The organism is Shewanella aestuarii, from assembly GCF_011765625.1.
In the GTDB taxonomy this organism is placed as follows: Bacteria; Pseudomonadota; Gammaproteobacteria; order Enterobacterales; family Shewanellaceae; genus Shewanella; species Shewanella aestuarii_A.
Window position 1 is genome coordinate 41,249 of record NZ_CP050314.1, and the last position, 20,350, is coordinate 61,598.

20 protein-coding genes are annotated in these 20,350 nt (G+C 38.6%); 19 read left to right on the plus strand and 1 reads right to left on the minus strand.

Going from position 1 to position 20,350, the window contains the following annotated elements:
* Window positions 1-11 precede the first annotated feature (11 nt).
* Both HBH39_RS17725 and traN read left to right on the plus strand, forming a co-directional pair.
* Complete coding sequence (locus tag HBH39_RS17725; protein WP_244325822.1) at window positions 12-818, plus strand: TraU family protein; 807 nt, start codon at window positions 12-14, stop codon at window positions 816-818.
* A gap of 3 nt (window positions 819-821) precedes the next feature.
* Entirely contained in the window at window positions 822-4,154 is a 3,333-nt protein-coding gene (traN, locus tag HBH39_RS17730; RefSeq protein WP_167680175.1) for a conjugal transfer protein TraN, read from the plus strand.
* Here traN and HBH39_RS17735 read toward each other — a convergent pair.
* Window positions 4,151-4,999 carry a hypothetical protein gene (locus HBH39_RS17735; RefSeq protein WP_167680176.1) on the minus strand — a complete coding sequence of 283 codons (849 nt, stop codon included), beginning with the start codon at window positions 4,997-4,999 and terminating at the stop codon, window positions 4,151-4,153. The genes traN and HBH39_RS17735 overlap by 4 nt on opposite strands.
* A 265-nt stretch (window positions 5,000-5,264) precedes the next feature.
* On the opposite strand from HBH39_RS17735, the gene HBH39_RS17740 reads away from it, so the two are divergent.
* From HBH39_RS17740 to HBH39_RS17820, 17 genes are all read left to right on the plus strand, one after another.
* Window positions 5,265-7,157: an ATP-dependent helicase gene (locus tag HBH39_RS17740; RefSeq protein WP_167680177.1), complete on the plus strand. Its 1,893-nt coding sequence runs from the start codon at window positions 5,265-5,267 to the stop codon at window positions 7,155-7,157.
* 571 nt (window positions 7,158-7,728) lie between these two features.
* Complete coding sequence (locus HBH39_RS17745; protein WP_167680178.1) at window positions 7,729-8,028, plus strand: hypothetical protein; 300 nt, start codon at window positions 7,729-7,731, stop codon at window positions 8,026-8,028.
* A gap of 802 nt (window positions 8,029-8,830) precedes the next feature.
* Window positions 8,831-9,394, plus strand: a complete 564-nt coding sequence (locus HBH39_RS17750; RefSeq protein ID WP_167680179.1) for a single-stranded DNA-binding protein — start codon at window positions 8,831-8,833, stop codon at window positions 9,392-9,394.
* Between the two features lie 68 nt (window positions 9,395-9,462).
* Window positions 9,463-9,837, plus strand: coding sequence for a hypothetical protein (locus tag HBH39_RS17755; RefSeq protein ID WP_167680180.1), 375 nt, complete (start codon window positions 9,463-9,465; stop codon window positions 9,835-9,837).
* 322 nt (window positions 9,838-10,159) lie between these two features.
* Window positions 10,160-10,339, plus strand: a complete 180-nt coding sequence (locus HBH39_RS17760; RefSeq protein WP_167680181.1) for a hypothetical protein — start codon at window positions 10,160-10,162, stop codon at window positions 10,337-10,339.
* 89 nt (window positions 10,340-10,428) lie between these two features.
* The gene (locus HBH39_RS17765) at window positions 10,429-11,067 is read left to right on the plus strand and encodes a helix-turn-helix domain-containing protein (protein ID WP_167680182.1); all 639 of its coding nucleotides are present in this window, start codon (window positions 10,429-10,431) and stop codon (window positions 11,065-11,067) included.
* Window positions 11,068-11,142: 75 nt separating this feature from the next.
* Window positions 11,143-12,192: an AAA family ATPase gene (locus HBH39_RS17770; protein ID WP_167680183.1), complete on the plus strand. Its 1,050-nt coding sequence runs from the start codon at window positions 11,143-11,145 to the stop codon at window positions 12,190-12,192.
* A 44-nt stretch (window positions 12,193-12,236) separates the two neighbouring features.
* On the plus strand, window positions 12,237-12,767 hold the full coding sequence (locus HBH39_RS17775; protein WP_167680184.1) for a hypothetical protein: 531 nt from the start codon (window positions 12,237-12,239) through the stop codon (window positions 12,765-12,767).
* Between the two features lie 84 nt (window positions 12,768-12,851).
* Window positions 12,852-14,276, plus strand: coding sequence for a DUF3150 domain-containing protein (locus HBH39_RS17780; RefSeq protein WP_167680185.1), 1,425 nt, complete (start codon window positions 12,852-12,854; stop codon window positions 14,274-14,276).
* Between the two features lie 68 nt (window positions 14,277-14,344).
* Window positions 14,345-16,333, plus strand: a complete 1,989-nt coding sequence (locus HBH39_RS17785; protein WP_167680186.1) for a hypothetical protein — start codon at window positions 14,345-14,347, stop codon at window positions 16,331-16,333.
* Window positions 16,334-16,641: 308 nt separating this feature from the next.
* Entirely contained in the window at window positions 16,642-17,745 is a 1,104-nt protein-coding gene (locus HBH39_RS17790) for a DUF7146 domain-containing protein (RefSeq protein WP_167680187.1), read from the plus strand.
* Between the two features lie 115 nt (window positions 17,746-17,860).
* The gene (locus HBH39_RS17795) at window positions 17,861-18,040 is read left to right on the plus strand and encodes a hypothetical protein (RefSeq protein WP_167680188.1); all 180 of its coding nucleotides are present in this window, start codon (window positions 17,861-17,863) and stop codon (window positions 18,038-18,040) included.
* 335 nt (window positions 18,041-18,375) lie between these two features.
* Window positions 18,376-18,591, plus strand: a complete 216-nt coding sequence (locus tag HBH39_RS17800; RefSeq protein WP_167680189.1) for a 2Fe-2S iron-sulfur cluster-binding protein — start codon at window positions 18,376-18,378, stop codon at window positions 18,589-18,591.
* 9 nt (window positions 18,592-18,600) lie between these two features.
* Window positions 18,601-18,990 carry a hypothetical protein gene (locus tag HBH39_RS17805; protein WP_167680190.1) on the plus strand — a complete coding sequence of 130 codons (390 nt, stop codon included), beginning with the start codon at window positions 18,601-18,603 and terminating at the stop codon, window positions 18,988-18,990.
* Window positions 18,991-19,066: 76 nt separating this feature from the next.
* The gene (locus HBH39_RS17810) at window positions 19,067-19,432 is read left to right on the plus strand and encodes a hypothetical protein (RefSeq protein ID WP_167680191.1); all 366 of its coding nucleotides are present in this window, start codon (window positions 19,067-19,069) and stop codon (window positions 19,430-19,432) included.
* Window positions 19,433-19,491: 59 nt separating this feature from the next.
* Entirely contained in the window at window positions 19,492-20,040 is a 549-nt protein-coding gene (locus tag HBH39_RS17815) for a hypothetical protein (RefSeq protein ID WP_167680192.1), read from the plus strand.
* 66 nt (window positions 20,041-20,106) lie between these two features.
* On the plus strand, window positions 20,107-20,331 hold the full coding sequence (locus HBH39_RS17820; RefSeq protein WP_167680193.1) for a hypothetical protein: 225 nt from the start codon (window positions 20,107-20,109) through the stop codon (window positions 20,329-20,331).
* Window positions 20,332-20,350: the final 19 nt, after the last annotated feature.

Here is a 20,350-nt window from a genome sequence, read left to right on the forward strand (position 1 = left end):
GCACTGATAATTTGGGTGTACCGTATGTCGGTACAAAGCTATCCTATTTTGCACCTTTACGTTTAATCGAAACGACTCGATTACCCTACTGCTCGCCATCGTTGGGCGGTGTTACATTGCAAGATGACTTTACGGGATTGGGCTTTAAACAAGACGATAGGGGGTTTTGGCACTCTCACTATTTTGCTTTTCCGCTTATGGAAATGCTTGAAATTTTATATATCGACTGTCATCAAGATGGCTATGTTGATTTAGATTTGATGTATCTCTCTGAAGTTGATCCAACATGGTCTAATGATATTCTCGCACTTTTACTCTCACCTGAAGCGATATTATTTGCGACACCATTAGCAGTCCCTTGGTGTGCAACAGATTGTGCCCTTGTCTCAGCTGATAAGGCGCCTGAAAGTACATTTGGTTGTGCCGGTTGTGATGGGAATTTATATCCCTTTACAGGGCGGGTTATAGGTCAAATTGATACGGTAGCGCAAACCAGTTTAATTGCTCAGCGTATGGTGAGTTCACTTCATCGAAAAGGGTTATCCAAAAAAACGATGGGTACAGAAGCGGTATGTAAAGCTTCCTATGCGCCTTTTACTCCTCGTTCTCAGTACAAATTCAGCATGATTTACCCAAAAGCAGAGGCCGATGAAACTCAAAATGATGTTTCTGGTTGTTGTCACCCGATGGGGCAAAGTACAAATCTATGGTGTTTGCCTGTTGGTGGTCGAATGCGGCCAGGTAAAGAAGATGCCGTATATATGCTGTGGCAATTTAAAGAATGTTGCATGAATTTACTGGGCGGCACAGGTAGCTAATTGATGATTAGAGATAATTTTTGGCGAATTGTTATTACCTATATCACATCATTTTGTATGGTGGCTGGTGGGTTACATTGGGCGTTCTTCTTTACTATTTTGGGATCTGTGACAGCATTTGATGTTTATGCTGTTGATGAAATCAAACAGCGTTTAGAGACAACACATCAATTAGATGAAGCCAAAAATGTCGATGGTACAGATTTGTATAATAAAATTCTGGACCGCAATGATCAGTTATCGAGTAATCCGCATTTAGAACAAGAATTGTTAAATAAAGATTATGGAGTAGGCCGAACCTTAGATTTTGGCCAATACCCTGATGTCGATTTTGCTGAGGAATATAAAGCTTATTTAGATGATGGATTAGGTGTCAAGGAACAAGGTAAAGCACCCGCTATGACTGACGGTAATATTGATGTTCAATATTATGAAAAGTCGAGTGTTAAGTTAGAGCGTGACGAAGATGGCAATATAGTCACAACACTTATCCCAGTTGATGAACGAGGTGAGTTAAAAACCTCAATTGATGCAAAAGAGGCGTTTAGTTCTCAAGTAGATCGAGATGATGCGGAGTTTAACGCACCAAGTAACTACGGTGATGAAGACGCTTACCTTGATGATATGAAAAAACAGTATTTAAATGCCAGTGATGCAAAGACCATGGAGTCTGAAGCTTACCGTTCAATCATCAAGGCCAATAACGATAATCCAGCCCCAAGAGTAAAAAGTGATGCTTACTTTTTAAAACCCGGCAACGATTCATTAACGGATGCAAGGGATGGACAAGGTATTTGGGCTCAAACTTGTAGAGATGAAACCATAACAGAGACCGAAAAAGTTCAAGTACCTGTTTGGGAACCCAAAGTATGCCAAAAACCCAATCATCAAAACTTAGGATTTTGTGAGATAACGAGAGTCCTTGAAGAAAGTCCTGATAATCCAAATGAATATATAGAGAAGTACACTCAAAATCCTGCTGGATGTGCAGATAAATTAGGTTGGGAACCATCTTGTCCACTTGATAATTTGATTGCTAATAATAACGCATTTATCAATCCAATTGATGTATATGTGAGTAATGAACAACCGTTTTTTGGAAACAAATTGCGTGGTTCACCTATGGTCATGAGCGCGTTTGACTTATCAATGAGTGCGGCAATGGCGGCTAGCTCAGGCACGATAAATGGCTTGGATTATTATATAAGAGTGGGAAATTATTTTTCAGGTGAACGTGTCGATCCTGATCAACTGTTAAAATTCACTCATGTACGCGGAGATGTCACTTTTAGTAATGGAATGTTAGAAACCATTATGAATATTGAGCATGTTATTGATAATCAATATTTAGTATCATATAAGTACGATACACCAATTGGTGTATGTGATACGCAAAACATAGATTTCCTTTCCTCCTCATATCCCAACCCAAGACGCCCTAAGTATATTAATTCGGCTAATGATCCTTATCTCTTAGAGCAATGCTTTGTTAATATTGATGGGGGTACTAAGGATTTTTCTTGTACCTACAAATCTGCTGCATGTAGCGCTAACCCAAAACCACCTTATGAATGTCCAGTTTATGTACCAGAAGCTGAGGTAGATGATTTTTGTACATTTGATGAGTGGGAGGTTATTGACCAAGGCACATATAATTATTCTCAAAATATCATTAAGAACATGCCCAAAATGTTTGCCGGTGATCCAAATCCAGAAGCCGTTTATGGTGGTGATGAAAATGGTGAAGGCGGATATCACGTAGCAACTTGGAAAATAAATGCAAAAGGTTATAGCTGTGATCCGCTAAAAAGTGGTGAGTATTGTGTGATGCTCTTAAACAAAGAAACCGAAGAGTTTGAAGAACACTGTTATAACTACGAGGAATTTAAGCAACTAGAAGGAAGTTGTGCTGTTTACGAAAATAATGAGAAGTGTGAACAAACAGACAGAAGTTGTGCTGAAGGTTGGTTTAATTCACAAACTAACACTTGCTATATGTACACTGACGAATATCGTTGTGACGTCTCTACTCCTTACGAAAAAACCACTACCAAAACCAAAAATGTGTGTGCCGGTATGCTGCCGTGTGTTGGCGACGACTGCGACTACGGTGGAGAAGAAAGCAGTGATGACTTTGAAAATGCGGTATTGATGGCCTCAATTTCACAAACAGTGGCCGATGACTCCAACTGTGTAAATACTGATCCGAATACCTGTGAAATATTCCCTGGAGAGCCAAAATATTGTAGTTGGGAAGTGTCGGGCCTTGGGAACAATTGCTGTGATGCCCCAAGTGGGATTAACTACATTGAGCTAGCCATGATGGGCTATAAAATGATGCAAACAGAAACGTTTAAGTCGGTATCATCAACACTTTCAGGTGGATTCACAGACAAAGTTGGCGGCATGTATTCAGACTTTTCCGCTATGTTAGTTGATGGTTGGAATACCGGTTCAAAGGTTGTGGTGGATTTTGCCAGTTCAGTGATGGGTGATCCAGAGTTTATGAGTGGTGTAGCAGAAACCGTCTCGACAGGTGGTGCGAGTGTGACTGAAGCGATTAACGGAGTCATGCATACCATCCAACAACAAATTTACTCAACGCTGAATAATCTTTTACCTGAAGCCTTAGCCGATATGCTGTTTCAAGAGGTGACAGCCGAATCAGCGGAAAGGCTAGGAGCGCAGATAGGGGATACAGTTTTAAGTGATGGTATGAGCCAAATGTTGAGCGTAATAAGCTTTATAGGATGGGTCTACACCATCTATAACGTGGTGAAAATTTTAGCGAACCTATTAACTCAGTGCGATGAAGAAGAGCAAGATATGGGTGTTAAAATCGCACAGAAACAATGTTTTAAAGTCGGCAAAAGTTATTGTGCTGAAGATATTTTAGGCATTTGCTATTTAAAACGACAAGATTGGTGTTGCTACTCGTCTATGTTGGCAAGGATTATAGGTGATCAAGGCTCCAAACAGTTAGGTAAAGATATGAATAGCTGTCCGGGCTTTACGATAGATGAGTTTTCAAGAGTCGATTTTGATAGGCTCGATTTATCTGAATGGCTGGCTACCATGTATGAAGCTGACATCATATCAACCACAGGATATGACATTGAGCGTTTGACAGGAACAGGGCGAACAATGGGCAACAATACTTGTGATAGCGGGGATGCGGATTGTGAGGAAATGACTCGAATTAACGCAGAAGATAGAGCGGTAGATATGTTTAGCGGTGATATGAGCGACACAGCTAACCAGCTGAAAGATAATTTCGATCCTGAGCAAATCGATTGTTCGATTTACCCAAGACCGCTAATTTGTGAAATGAATTAGTTAAAGTAAGAATTAACTTTTGGACTGATTTTTTTTAAGTCGTTAAAAGTAATTGATGTTTTATCTTCAGAATTTTTTGGTTTTATAAAAAGGTGAGCTTTACCTTGGTGAATTACAAATGGAATATCACTTTTAAATCCTTTAGGGTAAAAAGCAAAGTATTCCTTAGAAGAGTATAAGTTGAAAAATTGACCAGTAGACATTTCAGTTAAACCAATAACAGCGAATAAACCGATTTCTTTATCTGGAGTTGTGGAACTGAATTTTAATAGATTCTTTTCTTTATACCCAGCAAAAACACAATTGGGGTTAGCTTCTTTCGAGCCGATTGCAAAGTTATACTGGACACATGCTGTACCATTGAAATAAAAGTATTTGTAAGAGTCTTTGACTAAGATTTTATCAAATTTTAAGTCAAAGTGTTTAAGGATCGTGTCCTTTATATCTGAATCAATTTTAGCGAACGCCTTTTCAATTTCTTCTTTAGATTTATCTTTTACAGGAACATAAACTAAACCAAAACTTTTATTCAAAGGCGCATTACCTTGGTTTGTGCCGAGCATACTTAAGAAAGCGCCGCCAAAACCACCGCCGCCAAAGCCAATAACGCCATCAGCCAAATAATCCATAGCGCCAGGGGATGTATCAGCATCGACAGGACGATTCGCATCACGCAGGCCGTTATGAAATCCCAAGCTTCCGTCGATAACATTCATGGCAAAAGAATAATCATTGTCATAAACAAAATCTTTGTCGCTTTGAGGGGTGTATGGGTCGGTAGCCGCACAGCCAGCGAGTAGGCTAGTGGCAAATAAAGTTGTTGCTAGGGTTTTAAAGTTTTTCATTATATTTTTCTCGTTATTAATTAATCTATCGACATAATACCTACGTTAACAAATCATGCAACTGAGCTTAACAGCCTAAAAACAAACCAATTTATCAATGATAAGTCTCGTTGTAATAGATCAACATTGATTTTCACACTTTACCTTAACTGATATGCCAATAAATAAATTAAGAAGGCCAAAATCGACACGCTAATTTAATTTTTGTATTCAGGCTTGTGATAATTTGTCGGCATTCGTGCATTAAATGAAAAAGTAAATGTAAATGGCATTAAACGAAGAGCAAACAGCCGTAGCCAACAGTGTTGATAGTCACAATCTTGTTATCGCTTTGCCCGGAAGTGGTAAAACGCACACCATGATTAGTTTTATCGCCAACTTAGTAAAAAAACCGCAGGCTAAAATTCTTGGCCTAACTTTTACCAATGCAGCCGCCGTTGAAATGAAAGCGCGAGTGGGTAAATCAATCAAAGGCGAAGACCGCAAACGAATTTTTATCAGCACCTTTCACTCAATTATCATTCAAATGGTAAAGAAGCACCCTGAATTAGCCGGAAGGGAAAGACTAATTGGCCCTGCTGAAAATCGATACAACTACTTTATTTTTAAGAGTATGTGTAGCTCATATAACACCAATTGCGAACCAAGGGATGAATCCGTAAAACCTTTCACGGAAAAAGAACAAAAAGGGCTATACGCCATGACGCTTAACATCGTCAAAAATCGATTGTTAAGTCTCAACGCAGAATATTGTGCAGAATCAAAGCGCTTTAAAAGTGTTATGGGATTCGATTATTTCGATTTTTACTGCGATAAAATGCAAGAGTTAAATGTGTGGCCGTTAGATTTAATGTGCAATGTGGTAACCAAAATGCTGATTGCCGGAAAAATAGAGCCAATTAATTGTACAGCGCTTGTAGTGGATGAGTTTCAAGATACAGACGACACACAATACCAGTGGATTAAAGCTCATGGAAAAAATGGCACACTGATAACGGTGGTGGGTGATGATGACCAAGCTATCTACAGTTGGCGAAACTCATTAGGTATGGAAGGTGTAGAAAGGTTTAAAAAAGACTTTAATCCAAATTATTACACGTTAAGCATGTGTTATCGCTGCCCGCCTGAAATCTTACTGTCAGCAGAGCAGGTCGTCATACAAAATAGCAATAGAGTCCCGAAATCGATGAACACACTTGATACATCGGGAGATATCTATCTTCTCGCTACAACTGACGAAATGAATGAATTATCTTACATGCTTTCAGGTATGCGTAAACATCACTTGGAATCGAGAGCGATATTAACGCGTACCAATCAGCAGTTAGATGAAATAGAAGCTTTTTTAAAAATCGAGAACATACCTTACAAACGGCTTAATGGCACACCGATATGGCAAAACGAGAATTTATTATTTTGGGTACATTTGCTCTATACCGTGGTTGAGGCAAGAGACAGTAAATACTTAAAGTCAATCTTAGTTGAGTTGCATGAAGATCAACACGTTATATTAGATATTATTGCCAAATCAAAAGGCGTTGGGTTTACGCATATCGATGATGATGAAATGAGTTGGAGTGATGTAACGGTTGCCCTTCACGAACAATGTCGATTAAGCGGCAATAAGGGTGGGGAAAGAAATGATATAGAGGTAGAAAAGCTATTAAATATTTTGCATGACGAATTTCAACCAATAGTCAGTAAGCCAAAAGCAGAATTTTTTGATACGTTTAAAAAAATTGTGTTGGGCATGAAGCATCAACTAATACTGCGTATAACTGGCATAATAGAATTGTCTGAAATGCGCCAAATTAAAGAGCTAGATGATGATGTTGTGATCCTTACCACATTCCATGGTGCCAAAGGGTTAGAATGGGATGTGGTGTGGATCGCAGGCGCTAATGAAGATAAGTTGCCATTAATCAACAAAAAAATCGATCCAAGCACCATTAATTATGAAGAAGAGAGACGCTTGCTATATGTTGCTATGACGCGAGCGAAATTATCTTTGTATATATCTTGGTACTCGATAGCCGAACCTTCAAATTTTCTGCTTGAAGCATTCCCTGAGCAAATGGCTGAAGTGATTGAAACATCGAGAAAAAATGAGGAAGCAAAACAAGAGCAAGAAGAAGTTGATCTTGATGGTGCGGCCTAAACGAATCAGTATCAATGTTTCAGTTATTGAGCAAATTAAATTCACTGTTGCGCTTGATTACTGAAACAATCTACGTTAAATTTATTAACAGACTTGAAAAGGTCCACTGACAAATTACTTGCTTACTCCGAACGACTAGCAACGTTCAAAGAGATTAACAATCTCAATAGAAACACATTACATAGCTAAACTATCAGTCTAGCACTCAGCAAATTACGCAAACATATACCAAAGTTACTTCAATTTAGATACGAGGTTACTAAGGTATGTTTTTTCGTGCCTGTCATTTACAGTATTCCACCAATCGTTTTCCCTGATTTTAATCATGATCCTATTTTTATAGGCCATTATTAATTTCATAAAGCGCATGCTAGCTAATCATGTCAATCACCTAGCGGCTATTTTTCTTGCGAGAATTTTAGTGACAATTGTTTAATCAACTTCCGTGAAGTGCGATGGCAATTTGCTTTAAACAAACTTTGTTTGTAATCAACCAATTAACTTACCCCATAGGGAATACAATCGCCCTTTGGGATCATTGTATTCTCTAAAAGCTTTGCTGAGGATACACATGAACATTCAACTTTTTATCAAATTAGTAGACGCTGCAATAACACTCTGTTGGGCATCAATTAGAAAAGATTTTCCAAATTATGATTCAACATCATTGGAGGCTCTTTTTGTTGAAGTAGTTTTATTAATGGATCAGTTAACTACTGAGTTTAACAATCACTTTGAAAAACCAAATATTAAGTTTTTTGATGTTATCAATTACAACTTTTATCAGGTTATCAATATTTGTGCTTGTAACATGCTTCATATAATCACGCTTAAACAATCCGTTCTTAAAAATTTGCAGTCAGTAAACTAAACAACCAATTACCCAACCCCACTAGGGAACATACATCCCTAGCGGATCTGTGTTCTCTTAAATTTATGTCTTGGAGGACACACCATGGAAATCATCATCGTTGCAGCATTAATCGTTCCAGCATTAATTATTAACAAAATGATTGTTCAACCACTTATGTGGATTGCATATCGTTAATTAATTTTTACTTGCCTCACTTAGTTGAACCTTCGGGTTCACCTAATTGCTGGCTCTCCTATTCGTTTTTACTCATGAAAGCGCATAGGTGAGCCAGCAGGCTTAGACATTTTTAATTAATTATCTAAGGGTGAAAAAAATGGAAATTATTATTATTGCAGCGCTAATCGTTCCAGCATTAATCATTAACCAAATAATTGTTAGACCGTTATTAAACATCGGTTATAACTACTAATTTCGCTGTCACAGCGATACAAGCGAAAGCTTGACGGTAAGAGTTTGTTATCGTGAGTGGTCGGTTGGCCACTCGATAAACCTAAATCGATTTAAATTGAGTCGCTTTAGGTTTATTCAGTTCCACCAATCGTTTTTTTATTCACTTGTCCACTGTACCTTTTTTGGTACTCGTTCATTTGTTTAATAAAACGCATGTCAGCTAAACATGGGAAACATTAGCGGTTGCACTATTCACGAATATGCAATGACCGGTATAACGTAATTCAAAGCGAATAATGTTATATGAGAGCGATTAAGCTACTTAATCTACCCAATTGGGAGACTACTTTCCCCTTTGGGATCAATGTCTTTCTTTTGGGTTTAATTACTTTTTGGAAGGACAAATATTATGAACAATCACAATCACACTCAAAACCAATCTACTCGTCAAAACACAATTCGTTTTACTGGCAATGTTTCTCAAGTTAAACCACTTCAAAATGGCGGCGCTTCGATTTCATTGGCATACAACGAAGGAAAAATGGTTAACAACGAATGGCAACAAAGCGACACTCTTTATATGTCGTGTATTGTTCCAGCAAAGTTAAACTTTATTCCGAATATTGGCGATAAGATGACGATTGAAGGTTTTCTTGGCTCTGACAATTATCAACCGCAAGGTGGAAAAAAACGTTATGGCGTGAAAATTATTATCAATCAGATCTTAGAATATTCTGAGAAGCAGCAAGCTCCGCAGCAAAACGGTTATCAAAATCGTCCAGCTCCGCAGCAAAATTCTTATCAGCAAGCTCCGCAGCAAAACGGTTACCAAAATCGTCCAGCTCCGCAGCAAAATTCTTATCAGCAAGCTCCGCAGCAAAACGGTTACCAAAACCGTCCAGCTCCGCAGCAAAATAATCAGGCACCACAAAACAACTTCCAGCAAGGAAATGGTTTTCGCCAAAATTATTAATTAATTTCACCCCACAGGGATTTCTATCCCTGCAGGGTAGCGTTCCTGTCTAAATTTTAAGGAATGCTATGAACAAAATTAAACAACTATTACTGAATTCTAACACACAGGAGGGATTTAACATTGGTCTATTTTTACTCTTAATTGCTTTGCAAAATGAGCTAAATGGATTGATTTTATTCATAATCTTGCTTTTCTTCGTTATCGTTATGATTTCTCACTTTGGTGCGATAATTTTAGCTTTTGATGAAAAGAAAACGAGTTTGTTAAAGTTTGGATTGATAACATACAAAACACTATTGCTCGACTTGTCTTTAGCTATTTTTAGCTTGATCTTGTCTTACAAATCATTTCTTCTTCTTTCATTTGGAGTCGGAATTGCAATTTGTTACTTGGCGATTATCTGGTCAGTTTTTGAACTTGAACAGAATTGTGACTTTTGATTGTTTATTAACCTAATGTTATAATCAAATCATGGAATAATGATATGAGCCCACATATGTTCACTGAATCAGTAAATTATTGGATGCCACTTGTAGCGGTAAGCTTTGCGTTTGTGGTGTGTTTTGGAATGATTACGATATTCATTTTGAAGCAAAAACAAGAAGAACGAAAAGTTACCGAAACAAAATAGCAACCGACCAAACCTAACCCTTGAGGGACACTCCCTCTATGGGATTGTGTTCCTCTAAATTTGGAGAAACACAATGAAAAACCTATCAATTAAAGCGCATTTAAACGACCTTGCATTTATTGGAGGCTGTTATGAATAATCGCAAACAACAATCTTCTAAAGCTGCTTACTTACGTAGACGCAAACAGAAGATAATGAAAAAACTTAAACAACTCCACGACTCAAAACGGTCACAATCGAAAGTAGGTTCTACTTCTCGATTGCTTTGTCGTACTCAGTCTGAGATGAGTCAGTTGATGGATCTTGTTTAATTTTTAAAAGCTAATTTTATTTACTTACCCAAGCGGGACACTAACCCCGCATGGGATTGGTGTATCTCGCAGTCCTGGAGGACACACCAATGCGTAAATCAACAGCAAAAAAAGTTAGCCAACCATTTTGGTTTAACTCTCAAACCATTCATCATAAATTAGATAAAGACATCATTTCCGCCATGAAAAATGGTAATGAAAAGTGTTCTCTTCTCATGATGATGGACCCGCACTATGAACCGAAGAAACAGATCTACCATATAGAATGGAAAAATGATGATGTGGAGATGCTTTTAGAAGGCATGTTCATTCGCAGTTTAGAAATTCTACGCAATGCCGATCCAAGTAATGAACTCTTTAAAGATGAAGTTGTTTGGCAAAGCACCCCTCAGTTCGCTGAGATAGCAAGACATCTTGGTTATGACGCTAGCGTTATACGCCATGAAGTTAAGCTAATTATGAAACGATATGGCAAGTCCAGTGAAATGGACTCACTGCTTGAGTTCCATCATTGGGTAGATCTATTTGCTCAAATGTTCAAAGAGCAAGTTAATGCAAAAGTAGCCACCAATTGCAGCTTTAAATTTCTCATATCACTTTGTGAAGGGAATTATGAGCTGAAGGTGTTATTGCAACAAATAGGCGAACTTTTAGATGATCTTCACTTAGAAGGTTATTCTCGCGCAGCTTTACTTGAGTCTTTAACTGAAACTATCAATTCTTATTAAAACCCTATGGGCACAATTATCCCATAGGGGGCTGATTGTGCCTTCAAAATACTAAACGTCTTTGGAGGACGCATTATGTCAGTACAACAAATCAATACAGCAGTAACTACTACAACAACTTCAATCGATTACTCAGAAATGGAAAAAGTGGCAGCAAGTGTGCTTTTCCCTGAAATCTTTGAAGGTTCGAACGTCATGCTTCAACGTCGTAAACATCGTCATCCAGACTGCATTGAGAGCAATCCAATGTATGTACCGGATGAAGAGAATACTAAAATTGCTTTGGTATGGTTAATGGCGAAGGATCAAATGCTTGCTTTAGGCTTACAGGGACACACCGGCACTGGTAAAACAGAGTTAGTGATGTACCTTGCAGATAGACTCAATCTACCTTTATATATTGTGAAAACTCATGCCCGCATGAATCCACAAGATTTAGAGGGAAGTTATGTTCTTGATAACGAAAGCGGTCAAACCGTTACCCGAAAAGAATATGGTCCAGCTGCAAAAGCGTATATAAATGGCGGCATTTTATTGCTTGATGAGATGGATAAAGCGTCTGAAGAACTGACATCAGCGATGCATTTGCTGGTGGAAGGGAAACCATGGCCTTTAGAAATGTTTAAAGAAACATTGTTTAGAAATAAGCACTGTTTCTGTGTAGGTACTGCTAATACATATGGGTCTGGTCATGATGAGCGTTATATCTCATCTAACCAATTAGATCAGGCGTTTCTTTCACGATTTATGTGGATAGAAACAGCCTATCCAACCACAATCGTTGAAGCAAAAATACTCGAAAGAGTTGGCGGTAAATTACCTGTTAATGTCAGAAATGATGCAATCAGGCTAGCAAATGCGTTTCGAGATGCGGCGCTAGGCGTTAATCGTGATGGAGATGTTGAAGATCCAATTCAATGCATATTCTCTACACGGGTATTAGTTGCTTGGATTTATTATATACAAGCGTTTGGTAAGTTTCGCACGCTAAAGCAATCTCTTGAAGCTGTGTTCTTACGTTCAGTAAGTCCAGAGGATAAAGAAATTGCACATCATATTGTTAATAAAATTTACGGAGATGACATTAACTTGTCATTAGGCGAAATTTTATCAAAAAAGTCTTAACACCTTCAGCATCGGTAGACTTAAGCAATATTCCGCAAGGAACCTTGTTTGAAGCAATCACAAACAACGGCAAAGAATGGGAAAGTGGCCAGAAATGGTATGCACGCTCATTATGCCAAAAGTTTGTTGTTGAAGGGGTACTCGAAGATGAGTCATTTAAAGTAACCAAAAAACTAAGCAGCAATGCTCAGGTCAACATGTATGGGGATAACTCTTACAGACATTTATGGATTACTGAAGATGATAATGGCAATACGATATTAGCAAGCGCTCATTACCGATCAAATTTACCGGTAAATGATGTGGATGAAAACCAATCGTTTTTAGCTTACTCAATACCAAACCAAGACCGATATTGGGCTGTAATTGAAGAGCAAGTCAGTGATAAAGATTTAGTCGTTTTATTTAAAAACGCGCAAACCAATGGAAATTGGGTTGCATATCAATATCACGGATATCCTGTTTCAAGTCCAGCCGGCAAAACAAAGCGCAGTAATTTGGTCTATAGCAAAGTCAATAAAGGCTACAGTGCTATCGGTTCAACACTACGCGGCGATTTAACCTCGTTATATTAAACATAAATAAACCAACCCATAAGGGCGTACAAACTTCCTTTTGGGGTTAGTGCGCTCTTTTTTTTTGTTCTTGGAGGACAAATTATGAACGCACTAACTAAAACTAACTCAACAACTATCAATTCAGCTGATTTATGCTCACGCCTTGAACAACTTGAACAGGGTGTTTGTGTGGTAAATATCGTATCTAGCGGAGCTTGCGGAGAGAAATGTTTACCAAAAGTCAAAGTTGAGCTTGATGGTCAACTGCAAGATTCAGATAGCATTAAAGGCTCAAAAATTCGCTGGTTCCCAAAAGAGCCATTGAATTTCGTTAATAAGAGTAAGCAACAAATCGCAAGAGTATTGAACGCTTATGGTGTTCGATGGGGAGATATGACAATCGTGCCATTGGCTCGTTTAGACGATCTTCAGTCAGAAATCGAGGCTATTCAAATTGAATGGCAACGTAATCTGGATGATATGTTGTTGAACTACGACTCACTTATTTACGACTGGATAATGCAAAACCAGGATGTAGCAGACATCATGCGCCGCTACACAATGGATAAAAATGAATTTGGTGGCAGATTCAAATTGAAGATGTTACCGCCAGTTGCTTTCAAACCTTTGATTGATGAAGGTGATGAAGAAGCGGGTGAAGAGCTTGCTAACTCAATGCTTGATAATCTTTATGAAGAAGTCGCAAAGATGGCCGGTGATGTATATGACCGCTCATTTTTCATTAAAGATGCTAATGGCCACAAAATTCCTCGCACTAAGGCAAATAGACGTATCAAAGATGCGTTTAAGACCTTAATCGGGAAATTAAATGGCTTATCGTTTCTAGATAGTAATATCGAAAAAGTGATAGCAGAAACAAATCGTGTACTTGATTCCATGCCAAAAGAGGGATGGATTGAGAATAATGATTTGGCTGCATTAGCGCGTTGGACTTTAGTGTTATCAAGCGTGGATAGCCTCAAGGCTCATATAGACGACAATGTTGTTGAATATGAGGAAGAGGTTATTGTTGATGACTTTGGTGTATTGGGTGAAGTAATTAGTAATAATTTAGATGAAGATCTAAATCCTAATCAACCAACTCAAGTCGCTCAGTTATCAGATGAAATATCAGATACCGGCTTTGACAATGAATTTGACGAACAACAGTCTGAAGATAATTCAGTTGTTGATGTTGAAGAAGTTGACGCTGAAATATCAGATACCAGCTTTGACAATGAATTTGACGAACAACAGTCTGAAGATAATTCAGTTGTTGATGTTGAAGAAGTTGACGCTGAAATATCAGATACCGGCTTTGACAATGAATTTGACGACCAACAGCCTGAAGATAATTCAGTTGTTGATGTTGAAGAAGTTGAAGAAGAAGTCGAAGTATCAGAAGTAGAAGAGCCGAGCGCATGCATGGTTGACGACACTGACTTTATCGATTTTGACCAAACTGAACATTATTCAGAGGTCGAAGATGAAGTTGTCGAAGATGATGATTTTGGCTTTGGATTCTAACCCCATAGGGCGTACACACTCCCTATGGGAACTGTGTGCGCCTTCAATTACGTTCTTGGAGGACGCACATGGCTACACAACAACAATTACTTAGAAAGTTTAAAAATATATCTAGAGTATTAACTCGTTGCGCTAACATGAAAATCACTTTTAGTGGCAATACGGCTTGGCATGACGATGGCGCTATAAATCTACCTTTGGGAGATTTTAGTGACGATGATTTTGTCACGATGAGTATTGGCTATTGTGACCATGAATTAGGTCATGAAAACTACACAAAAGGCGAATTTTATGAAAGAGCATTTAAGGAGTCTTCTTTTTTAAAGGGCTTGCTAAATTCCTTAGATGACGCACATCAAGAAGCACGTTTGATGGATGACTTTAAGGGATGTAAAAACTCTTTACGTAAATTAGTCGTTTTATGTAAAGACAAAGGTATATTTGTAAAACCAAGCATCGAGCACAGCGAAGCACTCATTTTGAAAGCATGGGTGTTATACGGTGCGAGATTATCCAATGATCAACCACTTGATGAGTATTACCGAATTGCTGATGCACTGTTGCAGCAAAAGTTTGGTAATGATTTTTATCAAGCAATACACAAAATATTTAATCCAACTGTGATGCGAAGTATTAATAACACTGAAAAGTGTTATGACACCGCAAAGCAGATATACGATTTATTTATGGCGTGGGTTGATGAACAAGAAAGTGATGACGATTCTGACGATGCCGATGGCTCTGAAGATAGCGATGATACTCAAAGCGACTCAAATGATGCCGATGGCTCTGAAGATAGCGATGATACTCAAAGCGACTCAAATGATGCCGATGGCTCTGAAGATAGCGATGATACTCAAAGCGACTCAGACGATGCCGATGGCTCTGAAGATAGCGATGATACTCAAAGCGACTCAAATGATGCCGATGGCTCTGAAGATAGCGATGATACTCAAAGCGACTCAAATGATGCCGATGGCTCTGAAGATAGCGATGATACTCAAAGCAACTCAGACGATGCCGATGGCTCTGAAGATAGCGATGATACTCAAAGCGACTCAAATGATGCTGATGGCTCAGAAGATAGCGATGACTCAACAACCAATGACACAACACCCTCTGATAGTAATGAGCAATCAAAAGGTGCTAGCGATTCGTCAATGCAACCAGTTGGTAAAAAATCAGAAATTCTTGATTCACTAGATGATGACAGTTTTGATTTTCATGCTCAATTACGCGAACAAATTGCTGAAATGGCAAAAGACTATAACGAGTCTTTTATCGAGCCTTTGAAGGCAATCGGTCGTAATCCTGTATCAATCGATGAATACGGTTTTTGCAACGTAGGTGACACACACAGATTAGTTTCAAGTTTGAAAAATCCGCTCAAGCGAATTTTTCATGATGAAAATTACTGTAAAAAGTCGCTCGATAAAAAAGGGGCTACGATCAGTTCGAGTCGATTATCAACTGTGGTTACAGGCAATAAACGCATATTTGAAAGAGAGTCAATTGGACGCTCACCGAATGCGGCTATTAGCCTGCTAGTTGATAAATCAGGTTCTATGTGCAACTCAGATATGCGTATGGCTAACAGCGTTAGCTATGCAATGAGTTTAGCGCTTGACGGTATCAAAGGTGTAAAAAATATGGTGGGTTATTATCCATCGTATGAAGTTGATGAGGATGGAAGGTATATCAATAATCCAAACTTAGAAATTGTTAAAACTTTCGATAAAAAACCTAAATCAGCTGATTTTAATATCTCTGGTTCAGGTGGCACACCCACAGCTGCGGCCGTAATGACTGCGACATCTTATCTCGTTAATCGGAGTGAACCTAGAAAATTACTTTTTGTAATTACCGATGGTGAACCCGATAACATCGAAGAATTAAGAATAGCAATACAAGAGGCAAACGCTGTTGGTGTAAAAGTTTTTGGGATAGGCATTTGTCACCAAGTACATGGGTTTGAAGATGCAGATTTTGAGGTAATTCAAACTGAGCATGACTTAGTAGAAGCACTCACCAAAGGCTTAAAACACGCTTTTAAATAAGCAAAAATTACTTAACCCAAGGGGTACACAAATCCCTTGGGGATTAGTGTGCTCCAAACGTCCTGGAGGGCACACTATGAATAATACAATCACAGAAATTAGAGCGAGTGGAATGGTCACCGTTTACGAAATTCGTAACGGTATCAAGGTACTTATTGGGGCTTCATGGAAATGGGGACCTCTTCTAACACGGTAAAACAAATCAGGTGCTTCATTGAGGCACCTTTTACCCACGACTCGCGGAAACCACCAAAGTTTCTTTTAGCGAGGGGATTTTGGGGTTTTCGTGAGTTATTAGGAGAAAAATTATGTATCAATCCACTCAATCTAAGATGAAAAAAGTCAAAACCTTGGTTAGTCAGCGTGGCGGTTGGCGAAATGTTTTCGATCACTTCAGTGGTTTAAAACTCGCTATTGACCGTTATCCAGCCCAAACACCTTGTCCAAAATCAGGTCAAGGTAACACTGTGTTTCGTCTCGTCTCTGGATGGGAAGAAACAGGGCAGGCGTTTCATAATCAAGAAGGTCGCTTAACTGACGGATTGAATGTCATTGCATTTTATTTGAATTGCTCTCTTAAAGAAGCAGCAGATGAAGTATTACGCATTACTGGTGGAGACATCAGTACAATCAAGAAACATGAAGTGGCCAAACAAATGAACCAAGAGAAAGTTTTATCATCAAGTTATTGCAGTAATGAAGAAAAAAGCAAGCGATTAGCAGCTTTGCAAAAAGTATTTGCAGGCGCTATGCCAGCAGATCAATCGCCAATCGCTATGAACTACCTACGCAGTCGAGGTTTAACATTGACCGAAGCAGAAGTTCAGCGTTTTTCTGACACACTGGGGTTTCATCCGGGACTCAGTTATTACTGTACTGAAGATAAAAAATTCAAAGGTAAATTTCCTGCATTACTTGGCATATTTAAAGATAAAGATGGCAACAACCTGACTATTCACCGCATATACCTCAAGCCTGATGGCAGTGGTAAGGCTGAAGTTAGCAATCCCAAGAAGATGATGAGTCCACCTGATTATGTCGGTGGTGGCGCATTTCGTTTGGGGGAGCCGATAACCTTAGCTGGTGGCGGTAAATATTTAGGAGTAACAGAAGGTATTGAGACTGCGCTTGCGCTTTTCAATGCCAATCAGTTACCTTGCTGGTCGTTGTACTCTGACACTGTACTAGCTTTGTTTGAGCCAGCATCAGATATAACACACGTTGTTATATGGGCTGACAAAGAACCAAGTCAGGCAGGTCTTAATTCTGCCCAAAAGTTGCAGGAAAAACTGAGAAATAAAGGGGTTGTGTGTCAGATAGCATACCCTGATTTTCTCAACACAGAAAAAGAGGATTGGTTGGATGTTTTTGTAAACTGTCCGACAAATATCCGAGGCTATATTGCCCGGTGAATACTCCGTTACCGGCCCTTAATGGGTCGGTAACTGGGTTGTTCATCTCTAAACGCATCATGGTGCGTTTAGGGATGAACAACCTTATTAACTTTTAATTTAATGGAGTATCACTATGCAAGTACAAGGTATTTATGATGTAGATTCTCGCATTCTCACTGTAGGGATGGACAAAGCTTTTCGTGTAAGTGAAACATTGGATACATTAGATGTGGAAGCACGATTGCAAAAACTAACTGAGTGGGCACGAGCTAATTCTTACATCGGAAAAGACAGTATCATAGCTGAAATTTGACTGTGGATTGCAGAGGTTAGATTAACCTCTGCAATAAACCTAAATCGATTTAAATTGAGTCGCTTTAGGTTTATTCAGTTCCACCAATCGTTTTTTTTATTCACTTGTCCACTGTACCTTTTTTGGTACTCGTTCATTTGTTTAATAAAACGCATGTCAGCTAAACATGGGAAACATTAGCGGTTGCACTATTCACGAATATGCAATGACCGGTATAACGATATTCAAAGCGAATAATGTTATATGAGAGCGATTAAGCTACTTAACCTACCCAACTGGGAGACTAATTATCCCATTGGGATCAATGTCTTCCTATACTTGTCTGGAGGACATCTATGAATAAATTACACATCAATCAACACATTGAACTCAAAACGCTCACCAATCTGATTAAATTCGATTGCAAAAGCGGTTTTTGTGGCCAATGTAAATCAAAACTTATAAGCGGCAAAGTAAAACTCATTCAACAACCTATAGCAATTTTGGAAAAGGATGAGATTTTAGCTTGTTGCTGTGTTTCGGTATCACCCATTGTCATACAACAAATTTAAGGGATCATTATGCAAAGCATTGTAATAGATAACTTAGTTTTGGTGGCGCTGGTTAAAGCAATCGGGAACATTCTCACTGCTGCGGTACCATCTATCACGACCTATATCATCGGAAAAAAGTTGATAGCAAGGGAGAGATTGAAGCGAAAATTGAATGTGGCTCTAATGGATATTCAATATTTGCTAATGGTCGAAGCCTTACATTGTCGTGAACACATGGAGTACCAAGGGAAGAGTAACAAACGAACAATACGTAACCTTGTTAACCAAGAAACAAAGTTCATTTGGTCGGGCAAAAACACATTATCTCAAATAGATAAAGCCATGGAAAATGACTTAAACAATATCGTTAAAGATAATACCCCCGTAAGACCTTCTCGATACTACTCAAAATACTAATTTTTAATCAATTTTACCCATAAGGGCACTTACCCCTTACGGGATTTGTGTCCTTTAAATTTTGGAGAGACACAACATGACTACACTAATTGAACTCAAACCACTTAAAGAACAAAGCTTAGATGCTCAGTTGATGCAATTGACTGGTGATGGATTTGGTTATTCTTCTTTTCATAATGAAGGAGATACAACTAAATTAACCCCTTCAGGGATTCTTGTTCATAAAAAAAGCGGTATGCGTTTTAAGGTGCCTTTACCCATTTTTACGCTTGCAGAGTATAACCAACAGGCTCAAAAGGATGTTTGGGATACAGAGCGAACAGATTGGAAAGATTGGCCAAAGATACGACATCAATTCATAGGAAAGCGTACTTTTCTCGGTAACGAGAATGGGGCGACAGTTCTGTTTATTGAAGATCAACATTTTGTTATAGAAAACTAACCCATAAGGGCACTTAACCCTTACGGGATTTGTGTCCTTTAATTTTGGAGAGACACACTATGTTAAACGCAACAGAAATCATCAAAAAAATGACTGAAATTTCAAACAGCTTTGATATGCCAAAAGCATATAAAGAAGATTTGAATATCGATTTTTCACTCATCAAGCAAGCTGAAACTCAATCAAACTCAACTGAATATGTCTGGATATTACGGGAAAACGGAACCTGCCTAATACCCTTGTATTGTGGCGCTAATCCGGTCCACGTATCCGCTTGGGAAAGTAGTGACTACCACTATTTTCATATCGCGGGTGCAAATGTAAATCAGATAAATTTTAAGTTCGCCTTATCTTTGGCAAATGAGTTTCCATTTAATCCAACAAAGGTGACTTCTATGTCGCAATTGATGGCTGATATGGATCGCTTATTGTCGGGTTCAATTGTCCAATCGTCAGCATTTGAAGTAGTTCATTTAACCACTTCACTCAGTTCTTGGAGTGATTGGCAAAAATGGTTTGCATCAACTAAAAACACGATGATGGCAGAATTTATGATAAAGGCAATTAAGCAACACAAGTTGCTGATTGACATCAAGCTAGCTGCTTAAACCCCATAAGGGCGTAACTTCCCTATGGGGATGATTGCGCCTGCAATTTCGTCTTGGAGGACAATCATGAACACTCAACAACAATCGATTTATAACAACGCTATTGCGGTGTATTTAACGTTAACTGAAGGTGCTCAACAGTCACTAATGGAAGTCTATGAAACTATAGAGGATTACGTGGTTGAAGGCGGTACGCTTGAAATTCAAGCGGTTGTCAATGTTGAGTACCAACATCTATCTTGGCGCCAAATTCAAGATGGTATTCAGCATTTAGTTAATTCACAAATTTGAAAAAGGCGTTAGTTAACCA